Origin of the sequence: Salegentibacter salarius (genome assembly GCF_900168265.1) — a bacterium.
GTDB lineage: Bacteria > Bacteroidota > Bacteroidia > Flavobacteriales > Flavobacteriaceae > Salegentibacter > Salegentibacter salarius.
This window is the reverse complement of record NZ_FVZF01000011.1, coordinates 15,909-28,864: the sequence shown is the minus strand read 5'-3', so window position 1 is coordinate 28,864 and position 12,956 is coordinate 15,909. Positions and strand designations below refer to the sequence as shown.

Here is a 12,956-nt window from a genome sequence, read left to right as displayed (position 1 = left end):
GACTTAGTTGTTGTTTTTAGATTTCCTTATAAGGAATTTCGTCTAGCGCAGTTTTTAAACCTTCTATCGCTGCAAAATATTTCTCCTTATGTTGAGGCTCTATATGCTTTGCTGTTGGTAAGTTCTGGCGATAAGGATCTACCTGTTTACCGTGAACCCAGAAGCGATAGCACACATGCGGCCCTGTAGCAAGACCGGTACTTCCCACATAACCAATAACATCGCCTTGTTTTACGCGCTGACCGTTACGAACGTTTCGCTTGCTCATATGTAAATACTGCGTGGTATATTTATCGTTATGCCTCACTTTAACATAATTCCCGTTTCCGGAAGTATAACTGGAAGCGATAACAGTACCGTCAGCTGTGCTTACAATTGGTGTTCCTCTAGACGCAGCGTAATCTGTTCCCAGGTGAGCTTTCCATCGTTTTTGAACCGGATGAAATCTTCTTTTTGTATATCTTGAAGAAATCCTGCTATAGTTTAGTGGAGCTTTTAAAAAGAAGCTCTGCAAAGCTTTGGCTTCTTCATCGTAAAAACTAGGTTGCCCGGTTATTGAATCTACTTCATATTCAAAAGCGTAAAAAGGCCGGTCTCCGTGTTTAAAAACTGCAGCTTCTACATTCTCAATTCCTGCAAAAATAGTATCATCTATATATTTTTCAGAATAGATCATTTTAAACTGATCTCCTTTCTGAAGTTTAAAAAAGTCTATACTCCATTGGTAAATATCAGAAAGTTCATACACTAACAGATTACTTAAACCCTGTTCTGATACAGCTTCTGAAAGCGAAGAACTAACCACGCCAGAAACTTCTCTCTTCCTCACAGTTACCGGTTTCTTTTTTCGGGAAGCACTAATACTATCCCCAATTCCAACCACGGTATAGTTTATCCTGTCGTTCTGATAAATAAAATACTGCGGAGTATTCGCTGAATCCTTTGCTTTTAGGATCATATACTTTCTACCGGCCGTAATTCTTGCCGGGTTGAATGTATCTTTTACTGTTTCTGAAATTTCGTAGATTTTTCCTCGATCTACTCCGTGCTGATCTAGCAGATAACCAAAACTATCTCCAGATTCTATAACGCCATCAACCACTTCGTAATCATCCAGGATAAATCCGAATTCTTTATTGACAGGTTTAGGCGCCTTTTTTTCTACCTTTTCAGTATTTAGCGCGGTTTCTTTTGCATCATCTTCACAGGCTGTAAAAGCCAACATCAATACCAGTAGGAAACTTAATTTTTTCAATTTTTAGCAATTTTCTTTTTCTGTATTAAACATATGGTTTACCCATTCTTTGCCCCAATTTTCTAATTCTTTTTCACTCCATAAATAAGGAAAAAAGCTATTTCTTTGGAATGAAGGCGGCAAAAATTCTTTCCAGTTTGTTCCACCTGTAGCCGCGATTGTTTCTTTATCCTTATTTAAATACCTGTAAGCAGCACCCATATGCATTAGGGGCCAGTTTACATTTACATTGGCGTCAAAATTACGCAATGCTTCTTTCAAAAACTTATTATTTTTAACCGAATCTGGCAGTTCTTTATATTTATGAAAAAGGGTTTTTCCTTTATATTCTGAAGCTATCCTCAGGAAACGTGCGGTGTAACGCTTTTCAAACTGCCTAAGCGTTAAGGTTTTCTCCCCGGTTTCAAGATCTATTCCACCTTTCTTCCAGTAAATATTTTCGTACAAATCTTCCAGGCTATTCTTTTCCGAAAACTGGTCTCTTATTTTACAGGAAACCAAATTTTCTAAAGGCGTAGCATAAATTTCTATCATTCTAAACTGCGCCGATTGAAATCCGCTGGCAGGTAACAAAGACATCCTGAATTTTAGGAACTGATCTCTTTCCATTCCTTTAATCATCACATCAAAAGAATCGGTAAGAATTCTAAAGTAGCGATTTAAGCGATTATATTTTTCGATCAAAAAATCAGCGTCAGGCGCTTCTTTTTCAATTATTTGCTTCTGTTCATGAATAATGAGCTTAAAATAAAGTTCACTAATTTGATGATAGGAAATAAAGATCTTTTCATCTGGGAAATGCGTCAGGGTTTTTTGCAAACTTAGCAACGTATCAATATTCAAATAATCCCAATACGTAAGATACCTATCATATAAAAGTCCGTCTAAATAGGAGGCCAGATCCTGGCCCGAGTTTTTAAACTTTTCCTCTAATGCAAAAATACGCTCTGCAATTTCCGGCTTTATTTCCATGTACTAATTCATAATTATTTTAAACGGATGCTTCAAACCTTTGTAAGAATCTAAATCGGCATCAAGAGAGCCAACCGCAAGATTTGCTTCAATTTTTAAAGGAATTCTATTGGCATCATCACTCACCCAAAAGGTAAGACTTTCTTTTTCTTTAAAAACCCTACCAGCCATTACATAAGGCCTAAATTTTAAGGTAGCAACTTTACCAAATTTGGTTTTTATCACTTCCCTGCCAAGAAACCTCAGTTTGAAATCCATATTCTCATCGTCTATAAAGAGATTGAGACGCATTTCATCTCCAGGGCGAAGTTCGTCGTTTTTAATATTGTTGCGAATATAATAAAATGCCGATAACATATCGTGAACATTCGGCTTGGTAGTATAGGTATGATTTTCGTCGTGTTTTCTATCAAAAACGTATGCCTTATTCTCGCTGTGATCAAAGTCTATTTCAAGATCTTTAGTATAGCCACCTTCATCAATTTTTCGAATAAATTTATAGGGTTTCCCATTTTCTTTATCAATATAGGTTTGATAATTATCATCTACTTTAAAAAACCAATGTAATAGACCGGTAGATTTCCCCCTACCTTTAATATGGTAAACAGACTCACCCTGTATACTGGTTTCATCAACTTCTAAAGTTGCGTAACTAGCATTAAAAGGGCCGTAATGTATGCGGAATTTAAACCATTCACCGGCGCTAAATGCTTTTTTAGATTGCGCCTGAAGCGCGAAGCCGGTTAGGAGGAAGAGAAATATTGTAAATAAACTTTTTTTCATACCAAATTTTTAAATGCTGATTTTCAGATTGATTGGGATAAGGATATTTACAATTTTTATTCCAAATGTATTAAAACAAAAAACCCCGTCAAATTAATGAAGGGGTTTTTGTCTTATTAACCAACTAAAACTTAAATTATGAAAAAAATTAATTACATTATTGGTAACCACTCCAAAAATGCGAGCGCAAAAGTCTACATTTAATAGAGTTATAGCAACGAGAAAATTAAGTTTAACACAATAATTTTCAGTAACACAATTTTTTAACCATAAACTTAAGTTAATTCAGTTGTTTTGTGATTATTGTAAAGTCCCTCGTAAGTCTTGTTCTCTTTCTATTGCTTCAAAAAGAGCTTTAAAGTTACCTTTTCCAAAAGATTGAGCTCCTTTTCGCTGAATAATCTCAAAGAACATTGTTGGACGGTCTAAAACCGGCTTTGTAAATATCTGTAATAAATAACCTTCATCATCACGATCTACCAAAACCCCAAGCTCTTTTAAAGGCTCAAGATCTTCATCTATTTCTCCTACCCTATCTAATAAAGTATCATAATAGGTATCTGGCACGTATAAAAATTCTACGCCACGATCTCTAAGCTGGGTTACCGTTTCAATTATATTATCTGTTGCCAGTGCAATATGCTGCACCCCGGCTCCATTATAAAAGTCTATATATTCTTCTATCTGAGATTTTTTCTTTCCTTTTGCAGGTTCATTGATAGGGAATTTAATTCTACCATTCCCGTTACTCATTACCTTACTCATTAAAGCAGTGTAATCTGTAGAGATATCTTTATCATCAAAAGAAACCATTTGTGCGAAGCCCATAACTTTGCCATAGAATTCTACCCATTTGTTCATCTCATTCCAACCTACATTCCCAACCATGTGATCTATGTAATTTAAACCTGTGTCCTCTGCCTGTACTTTAGTGGCATAAGTTTTATAACCAGGAAGAAATGGCCCTTCGTAATCTTTTCTTTCAATAAAAAGGTGAATGGTTTCTCCGTAAGTATGAATTCCCGAAATCACTGCTTTCCCGTGTTCGTCTTCCATTTCGTAAGGCGCCACATAAGATTTAGCACCACGCTTTGTGGTTTCTTCGTAACTCTTTCTGGCATCATCTACCCAAAGCGCTACCATTTTCACACCATCTCCATGCTTATTAATGTGAGCATTAATATCACCTTCCGGCTGAAGCGGTGAAGTAAGTACAATTCTAATCTTGCCTTGTTGCAAAACGTAAGAAACACTATCCTTTCTTCCGGTTTCCAAGCCTGCATATGCAACAGGCTGAAAACCCCAGGCGTGTTGGTAATAATAAGCAGCCTGCTTGGCGTTACCTACATAAAGTTCAACAAAATCGGTACCCAGGATTGGAAGAAAATCTTCAGCATCCTGCATTACCTTTTCTAATTTTAGTGATGTATTATCAGTACTCATTTTAATATTTTTTATTGCTAATTTTTTAATTATAAGTTTTAATGATTTTCATCCAACCAGGATTTATGGTAGGTTTCATCGGCAATTTCCATCGCGTCTTCTGTAAGCATTAACGGTTTAAATGTATCTACCATAACCGCTAATTCTTCGGTTTCTACCTGGCCAATACTGCGTTCTACGGCTCCAGGGTGCGGCCCGTGAGGAATTCCTGCCGGGTGCAAAGAAATATGGCCGGCTTCAATATCGTTCCTGCTCATAAAATCGCCATCAACATAATACAACACCTCATCACTATCTATATTACTGTGGCTGTATGGCGCCGGAATACTTTCTGGATGATAATCGTATTTACGCGGACAAAAACTGCACACCACAAAAGCATCGGTCTCAAAAGTTTGGTGCACCGGTGGTGGTTGATGAATTCTACCGGTTATAGGTTCAAAATCATGAATTGAAAAAGCATAGGGATAATTATACCCATCGTAACCCACCACATCAAAAGGATGTGTTGCATAGACCATATCGAATATTTCGCCCTGCTTTTTTATTTTAATAAGAAAATCACCTTTTTCATCATTGGTTTCCAATTCATAAGGCTGTCTTAGGTCACGTTCGCAAAACGGCGAATGCTCTAACAATTGGCCAAACCAGTTTCTATAGCGTTTTGGCGTATAAATTGGTCTTCTGGATTCTACTATAAACAAGCGATTATCTTCGTCGTCAAAATCTATTTTATAAATAGTTCCCCGCGGAATTAATAAATAATCACCATATTTAAAATCTAAATTTCCCAGGTGGGTTCTTAATTTTCCGGTTCCTTTATGAATAAATAGCAATTCATCTGAATCTGAATTCTTATAAAAATAATCATCAGTAGAACCTTGAGGAGAAGCCAGGGTGATATCTACATCACTATTGGTTAAAACCACTTTTCGGCTTTCAAGATAATCTGGATTCGGCTTTATCTGGAATCCTTTAAAACGATAAGATTTTATATTGTTTTCGGCTGCGATTTTTGGCTTTACACTATAACTTCCTTTCACTTCTTTTACCTGTGTAGGGCGATGTTCGTGATAAAGATTAGAAGACATCCCGTCAAAACCAATAGTACCAAAAAGTTGTTCGTAATAAAGGCTGCCATCTGGCTTTTTAAAAACCGTATGACGTTTATGAGGAATTTTACCGAGTTTATGATAAAAAGGCATAATCTGATATTTTTAATTCAACCCACAATTTCTAAAAGAATATTGAGAATTTGTTATTTTTTTCGGTGTTATTTTACCTTAAAACAAATATCGGGAATTTTTAAGGAAACATTCTTAAAACATCTCTAAAAACCGGAAAGGAATCTCTAAACCCTTCAGTAAAAACTGAGGGAATCAAAATCACTGATTTACTAAAACCAAAAGCCCAGGCTAAAGAACCATTGGCTTGCTTTAACTTCGGGCGAATAGGTGTATTTTAACTCCAATGGCCCCATAAAAGTATCTATACCATAGCCAAGGGCATAACCTGTAAAGTCTGGCAAGCTAAACCATTCTCCAGATGAGTATAAATTATTCCCAACATTAGCAATATTTGCCCCTAAAATCACGTGGTTTTTTCTGAAAATCTCATAATCAAACTCCAGAAGACCTTTAATATAACTATCTCCGGAGAGACTTATAAAATCGTATCCGTAAAACGGCACAAAGTTATTAATGAGGTTATTCCCATATCCTCCAAGGAAAAAATCGAGCGTATTAACGCCGGCGCTTCCTATTCTAAATCCGGCTTCAGTCACAATTCGGGTTGAAAACCTATTAAATGGAGAAAAAGCATAACCCAAAGTTCCTTTAGCTATAGAGAATTCAGCAAAATCATTATTGTAATCTGAAGAAAACAGGTAAACGTGAAAATCGCCATCAAAATAAACTCCACGGGAAGGGAAGTATTTATTATCGTAAGAATCGTATTTTAAATAACCAAAAGTACTATAGAAATGGCTGTTTTCAAAAAGGGTGTTCTCATCAATTCCGCCGTTGGGATCGCCTAAGGTTTCTGAAGCAATTCTTAAGTATTTATGTTCAGCTCCCAGTCCAAAAGAGAAAACCTGCTTAAATAAGGTTTCGGCATAAACCTGGTTGGTAAAATCGCGGTAATCTACATCTATTTTATTGATACCAATATCTTCTAACTCGGCATTTTCACGAGCAAAATCAAAAGAAACCGGGTGTTCGAATTTATTATAGCGCGATTTAAGCCCAATACTCCAGTAGAAACCTTTATCTATATAATAGTCAAAATTATACCTAAATTGATCCCCAACCACTATATCCAGGGAAGCCACATCGTTTGAAAAAAGCAGACTCTTGCGGGTATAATTAATTAAGGCGCCAATTTTATAAAGTTCATCATAGTGCAAGCCTAACCGCAAAAAACTTTTATTTTCACTCTCTTCCATTTTCATGGCGAGTGTATAAAGCCCGTCATTATTATTAGGAATTAATCGATAATTAACCCTGTTGAAATTCCCCGACGCAGAGAGATTGTTAATTCCCTCACTTAAATCTTGCAGCGTAAAATCGGTAAAATAATTCAGTCTTAATTTACCCATAATATAAGAACGCGGGTAGGTATTGTTGCCTTCCAGCGTTAGTGTGCTAATTTGAAGCGTATCTATGGTAGAAATCTTCACCTTTTCTCGGCTGCCAGTTTGCCTTTCAGCTAACTTCTTAAGCTCGTCCTTCCGTTTTAATGTGGCCACCCTTCCCGAATCTATAATCGCAGCTCCTTTTTCAAAAGATAAAACAGAAAACGGACTAATATCAGGATTGATATAAATATCGGTTTTAGGGATTTTTTCCTTCATATCACTAATTGTGCGGAAATTGCTTATTTGGGTAAGGATGTCAAATACGCTACGCAAATCTTCTTTATCCACCAGGCTATCCTGCACGTCTACCCCAATAATTACCTCCGCCCCTCTTTTTCTAAGTTCCTCTACGGGATAATTATTTGCCACCCCGCCATCGGTTAGTAATCTACCATCAAGGTTCACGGGGCTAAAAATAGAAGGGATTGCACCACTGGCAGAAACAGCCTGGGCAAAAGAACCTTCATCTAAGATCACTTCTTCCCCGGTTTCAATATCTGCAGCTACACAAAAAAAGGGGATAGGCAATTCACTAAAATCATCTACATTCCCCAAATGCATAGTGAGTTGAGACATTAAATTGTAAATATTCTGGCCCCTGGAAAGCCCCGAAGGCAAGCCTATTTTAAAATCATCAAAAGGTAAACTAAGCGCATATTTTTCGGCATCTTCTTTTTCGTAAAAAGATTTTGCGCTACGCGGAATATTATCCTGAATTAAAATATTAAAATTAGTCTCGTGAAAAATGGAATCTAACTGGTGTGCGGTATAACCTGAAGCATACAGCCCGCCAATGATAGCACCCATACTGCTTCCGCCAATATAATCTATTCTAATTCCCGCCTCTTCAATAACCTTCAAGGCGCCAATATGCGCAAGGCCTTTTGCGCCACCCCCACTTAAAACCAAACCAACTTTTAAGTCTTCCTGCTCCTGGGAAATTCCAGGAAAGGCTGCAAGCAGAAAAATTAAAAGCAGTAGTTTTTTCATCTATTCATAATTTTTATTCCGGGGTATTTTTTGTTTTATAATGATTGTAGATTATACCTGCCTTAGAAACCCCAATAACTTCGGCCAGTTCTTTTTCTGAAGCTTCTTTTATACGTTTTACCGATCTAAATTGTTTTAATAATTCTACCACGGTTTTTTCACCAATTCCGGTAATTTCTTCCAGTTCTGTATTTAACGCACTTTTACTTCTTTTGTTACGATGAAATGTAATCCCGAACCTATGCGCTTCATTCCGTAATTGCTGAATGATCTTTAGAGATTCCGACTTCTTATCTAAATAAAGAGGAATTGTATCACCCGGATAAAAAATCTCTTCCAAACGTTTTGCAATGCCTATAATGGCTATTTTTCCGCGTAAACCCAGATCTTCTAAAGCTTTTACTCCAGAAGAAAGCTGACCTTTCCCTCCATCTACAATAATTAACTGAGGTAGGTCTTCCCCTTCGTTCAGCAAACGTTTGTAGCGTCTAAAAACCACCTCTTCCATAGATGCAAAATCATCTGGCCCTTCAACGGTCTTAATATTAAATTTACGATAATCTTTCTTACTTGGTTTCCCATTTTTGAAAACTACACAGGCGGCAACCGGGTTTGTTCCCTGGATATTCGAATTATCAAAACATTCTATATGGCGAGGCTCAACATTAAGACGAAGATCCTCTTTCATTTGCGCCATAATTCGTTTCACGTGCCTGTCTGGATCTACAATTTTCATTTGCTTAAAACGCTCCTGGCGGTAATATTTGGCATTGCGTTGCGATAATTCTACGATCTTCTTTTTATCGCCCAGTTTTGGGATGGTAACTCTTACGTCTTCCCCCGCATCAACTTTAAAAGGAACATATATTTCTTTTGAATTAGAGCTGAAACGCTGCCGAATTTCGGTAATCGCCAATTCCAGCAGCTCCTCATCTGTTTCGTCCAGCTTTTTCTTCATTTCTATGGTATGCGACCTAATAATAGCGCCGTGAGAAAGCTGAAGAAAATTCACATAGCCATAACCTTCATCTGAAACTATGGAAAAAACATCTACGTTGGTGATCTTAGGATTTACAACCGTAGATTTTGATTGATAATTCTCCAACACATCAATTTTATTTTTAATGCGCTGTGCATCTTCAAATTCCATATTTTCAGCGTGTAGTTTCATTTGTTCCCTGAATTGCTGCAGCGAATCTTTGAAATTCCCTTTTACAATTTGCCGAATTGCCTCAATATTGCTGTTATATTCTGCTTCAGGCTGTTTAGCTTCACAAGGACCTTTGCAGTTTCCTAAATGATATTCCAAGCAAACTTTATATTTCCCGTTCCTAATTTTTTCTTCGGAAAGATCATAATTACAGGTTCTAAGTTTATATAGACCTTTAATAAGTTCCAGTAGCGTATTTACGGTTTTAAAACTCGTAAAAGGGCCATAGTATTCGCTGCCGTCTTTTATTAATTTCCGAGTAGGAAAAACCCTTGGAAAACGCTCGTTTTTAATACAAATCCAGGGATAGGTTTTATCGTCTTTAAGCATCACGTTAAACCGCGGCTGATGCTTCTTGATAAGATTATTTTCTAAAAGTAGTGCATCGGTTTCCGATGCTACTACAATATGCTTTATTTCCTTTATCTTTTTCACCATCACCCCAATACGATGACTATCATGACGCTTGGTAAAGTAGGAAGTAACCCTTTTCTTTAAGTTCTTGGCTTTACCTACATATAGTATCTTTCCGTTCTTATCGTAATACTGATAGACTCCGGGACTATTGGGCAATGTTTTTAGTTGTACTTCTAAAGCTGGCGTTTCCATCTCCCCAAAGGTAGAATTTATTATGCGTAGCTTTAAAAATTGCCGAGTCTTGTGAATGTTAAACTTATATTAAATAAAACTCGAAAATCCCGTTAATAAGCTCATTTTCGGACATAAAGGCTTTAAATTTTATAATTTCTATAAAATGATTGCAGGGCTATTTTATTACCTTGCGGTATGGAGAAAACAGTAATTGGGCGTTTTGACAAAGCAGACTTTCCCGCTTTGCATTTAGATGATATCGCTATTAAGATTGATACCGGCGCTTACACTTCATCTATTCACTGCGTAAATATAGTGGAAAAAGACGGAGTTTTAGAATGCACTTTTCTTGACGAGGAGCATCCACTATACAATGGGAAAAAATTTACTTTTACTGATTATGATATCGTTTTTGTGCGCAGTAGTAATGGTATAATCCAAAAAAGATATCAGGTAATATCTACTATCAAAATTTTTAATAAGGTCTATAAAATTTCACTTTCTTTGTCTTCCCGACAGGAAATGAGGTTTCCGGTACTTATTGGCCGAAAATTCCTTACCAAGAAATTTATCGTGGACACCGAATTAACTGACGTTTCTTACAATCTTAAGCAAAAATGAAAATAAAAATCCTTTCGCGTAATAGCCATCTGTATTCTACAAAACGTCTTGTAGAAGCTGCTACCAAACGCAAACATGAAGTTGAAGTTATAGACCCACTAAAGTGTGATATCGTTATAGAAAAACGTAAACCAAATATTTATTACAGAGGAGGGTATATAGAAGGTGTAGATGCGGTAATTCCAAGAATTGGAGCTTCAGTTACATTTTATGGAACTGCGGTGGTAAGACAGTTTGAAATGATGGGCGCGTTCACCACTACAGAATCTGAATCTTTAGTTAGAAGTCGTGACAAACTCAGAAGTTTACAGGTACTTTCCCGTGCTAAAATTGGACTGCCAAAAACCGTTTTCACTAACTATTCCAGGGATGTTTCCGGGGTTATTAAACAAGTTGGCGGCACACCTTTGGTAATAAAGCTATTGGAAGGAACCCAGGGCGTTGGAGTTGTTTTAGCCGAAACTAAAAATGCTGCAGAATCTGTAATTGAAGCTTTTAATGGTTTACAAGCTCGTGTGATTGTACAGGAGTTTATCAAAGAAGCCAAAGGTGGAGACATTAGAGCTTTTGTGGTAGATGGTCACGTAGTTGGCGCTATGAAAAGACAGGGAAAAGAAGGTGAGTTTAGATCTAATCTTCACCGCGGCGGCAGCGCAGAAGTTGTTGAACTTACCGACGAAGAAGAAATTGCTGCGGTTAAAGCTACTAAAGCAATGGGACTTGGTGTTGCCGGGGTAGATATGCTACAAAGTGCCCGTGGACCACTAATTCTTGAGGTAAATTCTTCTCCGGGCTTAGAAGGTATTGAAAAAGCTACCGGTAAAGATATTGCGAAATCCATAATAAGATATATAGAACGGAACGTTTAGCCTATGGCAAAAATAACCAGTGAAAATGTTCTGGAAATCCTGGGAGAGAAGGTAAAACCGGGAAAAAGCGCCACTATTAATTTTAATATGGCCAAACTTTACACCACTACCTCGGTGGAGGTACCGGTGATTATTGAACGTTCTAAAAAGCCTGGTCCTGTGGTTTTAATAACTGCAGGAATTCACGGCGATGAAATTAACGGGGTAGAAATTGTACGGCAAATTATCTCCAAAGGAATCAATAGGCCTCAAAAAGGAACCGTTATTTGTATTCCGGTAGTGAATATTTTTGGATTTCTAAATCTACGCCGGGAATTTCCCGATGGTCGTGATCTCAACAGGATGTTCCCCGGAACCAAACACGGTTCACTGGCCAGCCGGTTTGCTTTTCAGTTTGTAAAGAAAATATTACCCCTGGCTAACTTTTGCCTTGATTTTCATACCGGCGGCGCTAGTAGGTTTAATGCGCCACAAATAAGAGTGAAGCGAGGTGATGAGCAGAGCCTGAAATATGCACGAATTTTTAGCGCTCCATTTACTATACACTCGAAAACCATTACAAAATCTTATCGAGAGACCTGTGCAAAAAAAGGAATTCCTGTTTTACTTTTTGAAGGAGGAAAATCTCAAGATAGCAATAAGGACGTAGCCAAACATGGCGTAGAAGGTGCTATGCGAATTTTGAGTTTCCTCGAAATGTTAAACCCAAAATTTGAATATCCAGATGCTATTGGGGAAACGGTAGTGATCGAAAATACTAATTGGATGCGCGCCAAATACAGCGGGCTTTTACATATAAAAATTCCCTGCGGAAAACACGTAGAAAAAGGAGAGTATATTGGCACTATCACCGATCCTTACGGAAAATTTAGACACAAAATCAAGGCCGTAAATACCGGGTATGTGATCAATATTAACGAATCTCCTATTGTTTACCAGGGTGATGCCATTTTTCACATTTCAGCACCACCAAAAGATGAATAAAGCCGAATTACGAAAAAAATACAAAGCATTACGTTTAGAGCTTTCCGAAGAAAAAATAGAAGCGTTTAGTTTGGAGATTGCCAATCAATTACTCCAACTACCAGTTTGGGAAAAAGAGTTTTACCATCTCTTTCTAAGCATTGCTAAACAGAAAGAAATTGATACTGAAAATATCTTACATATTCTCCAGGGAAAAGATAAGAACGTAGTGCTGTCTAAAACCAATATCAAGGACCATAAACTAGAACATTTTTTACTTACCGATAGCAGCGTAATTAGAAAAAACAGATGGAATATTCCTGAGCCTGAAGGCGGCATCCCAATCGCTCCAGCGCAAATAGATGTAGTTTTTGTACCGCTTTTGGCGTTTGACGAGCAAGGACATCGCATTGGCTATGGTAAAGGTTTTTACGATAATTTTCTTAGCGAATGTAAAGCAGATGTGGTAAAAATTGGTCTTTCATTTTTCGAAGCTGAGCCTGAATTCAAAGAGGTTTTTAGCAGCGACATTCCCCTGGATTATTGCGTTACGCCAAATAAAATATATAGCTTTAAAAATTAGGGAATTAGGAAGTATTCTGTTATTTTTAACAAAACTTTCAC

The 12,956-nt window shown here is 37.2% G+C and carries 11 protein-coding genes; 4 read left to right on the top strand and 7 right to left on the bottom strand.

Features of this window, described 5'->3' with window-relative positions; genetic code table 11:
• Positions 1-16: 16 nt before the first annotated feature.
• The 7 genes from B5440_RS07875 to uvrC all read right to left on the bottom strand — a co-directional run bounded on the left by B5440_RS07875 (position 17) and on the right by uvrC (position 9,897).
• Positions 17-1,255 carry a peptidoglycan DD-metalloendopeptidase family protein gene (locus B5440_RS07875; RefSeq protein WP_176728198.1) on the bottom strand — a complete coding sequence of 413 codons (1,239 nt, stop codon included), beginning with the start codon at positions 1,253-1,255 and terminating at the stop codon, positions 17-19.
• Positions 1,256-1,258: 3 nt separating this feature from the next.
• Positions 1,259-2,227: a tryptophan 2,3-dioxygenase family protein gene (locus B5440_RS07870; protein ID WP_070053000.1), complete on the bottom strand. Its 969-nt coding sequence runs from the start codon at positions 2,225-2,227 to the stop codon at positions 1,259-1,261.
• 3 nt (positions 2,228-2,230) lie between these two features.
• Complete coding sequence (locus B5440_RS07865) at positions 2,231-3,010, bottom strand: DUF3108 domain-containing protein (RefSeq protein ID WP_070053001.1); 780 nt, start codon at positions 3,008-3,010, stop codon at positions 2,231-2,233.
• A gap of 300 nt (positions 3,011-3,310) precedes the next feature.
• Positions 3,311-4,453, bottom strand: coding sequence for a 4-hydroxyphenylpyruvate dioxygenase (hppD, locus tag B5440_RS07860; RefSeq protein WP_070053003.1), 1,143 nt, complete (start codon positions 4,451-4,453; stop codon positions 3,311-3,313).
• A gap of 38 nt (positions 4,454-4,491) precedes the next feature.
• The gene (locus B5440_RS07855) at positions 4,492-5,658 is read right to left on the bottom strand and encodes a homogentisate 1,2-dioxygenase (RefSeq protein ID WP_070053010.1); all 1,167 of its coding nucleotides are present in this window, start codon (positions 5,656-5,658) and stop codon (positions 4,492-4,494) included.
• A gap of 191 nt (positions 5,659-5,849) precedes the next feature.
• Positions 5,850-8,078, bottom strand: coding sequence for a patatin-like phospholipase family protein (locus B5440_RS07850; RefSeq protein ID WP_070053011.1), 2,229 nt, complete (start codon positions 8,076-8,078; stop codon positions 5,850-5,852).
• A gap of 13 nt (positions 8,079-8,091) precedes the next feature.
• Entirely contained in the window at positions 8,092-9,897 is a 1,806-nt protein-coding gene (uvrC, locus tag B5440_RS07845; protein ID WP_070053012.1) for an excinuclease ABC subunit UvrC, read from the bottom strand.
• Between the two features lie 177 nt (positions 9,898-10,074).
• On the opposite strand from uvrC, the gene B5440_RS07840 reads away from it, so the two are divergent.
• The 4 genes from B5440_RS07840 to B5440_RS07825 are packed head-to-tail and all read left to right on the top strand — an operon-like array spanning position 10,075 to position 12,915.
• Positions 10,075-10,500, top strand: coding sequence for an ATP-dependent zinc protease family protein (locus B5440_RS07840; protein WP_070053013.1), 426 nt, complete (start codon positions 10,075-10,077; stop codon positions 10,498-10,500).
• Entirely contained in the window at positions 10,497-11,369 is an 873-nt protein-coding gene (rimK, locus tag B5440_RS07835) for a 30S ribosomal protein S6--L-glutamate ligase (protein WP_070053014.1), read from the top strand. The genes B5440_RS07840 and rimK overlap by 4 nt, the downstream gene beginning before the upstream one ends.
• A 3-nt stretch (positions 11,370-11,372) precedes the next feature.
• Positions 11,373-12,353, top strand: coding sequence for a succinylglutamate desuccinylase/aspartoacylase family protein (locus tag B5440_RS07830; protein WP_070053015.1), 981 nt, complete (start codon positions 11,373-11,375; stop codon positions 12,351-12,353).
• A complete protein-coding gene (locus tag B5440_RS07825; RefSeq protein WP_070053016.1) occupies positions 12,346-12,915 on the top strand; it encodes a 5-formyltetrahydrofolate cyclo-ligase in 570 nt (189 codons plus the stop codon). The genes B5440_RS07830 and B5440_RS07825 overlap by 8 nt, the downstream gene beginning before the upstream one ends.
• The last annotated feature ends 41 nt before the right edge of the window (positions 12,916-12,956 follow it).

Bases quoted from the DNA above. Each gene is read 5' to 3' on its own strand.
- B5440_RS07850 (WP_070053011.1), bottom strand. From the start codon at position 8,078: ATGAAAAAACTACTGCTTTTAATTTTTCTGCTTGCAGCCTTTCCTGGA.
- B5440_RS07840 (WP_070053013.1), top strand. From the start codon at position 10,075: ATGGAGAAAACAGTAATTGGGCGTTTTGACAAAGCAGACTTTCCCGCT.
- B5440_RS07825 (WP_070053016.1), top strand. From the start codon at position 12,346: ATGAATAAAGCCGAATTACGAAAAAAATACAAAGCATTACGTTTAGAG.
- B5440_RS07830 (WP_070053015.1), top strand. From the start codon at position 11,373: ATGGCAAAAATAACCAGTGAAAATGTTCTGGAAATCCTGGGAGAGAAG.
- hppD (WP_070053003.1), bottom strand. From the start codon at position 4,453: ATGAGTACTGATAATACATCACTAAAATTAGAAAAGGTAATGCAGGAT.
- B5440_RS07865 (WP_070053001.1), bottom strand. From the start codon at position 3,010: ATGAAAAAAAGTTTATTTACAATATTTCTCTTCCTCCTAACCGGCTTC.
- B5440_RS07855 (WP_070053010.1), bottom strand. From the start codon at position 5,658: ATGCCTTTTTATCATAAACTCGGTAAAATTCCTCATAAACGTCATACG.
- uvrC (WP_070053012.1), bottom strand. From the start codon at position 9,897: ATGGAAACGCCAGCTTTAGAAGTACAACTAAAAACATTGCCCAATAGT.
- B5440_RS07870 (WP_070053000.1), bottom strand. From the start codon at position 2,227: ATGGAAATAAAGCCGGAAATTGCAGAGCGTATTTTTGCATTAGAGGAA.
- rimK (WP_070053014.1), top strand. From the start codon at position 10,497: ATGAAAATAAAAATCCTTTCGCGTAATAGCCATCTGTATTCTACAAAA.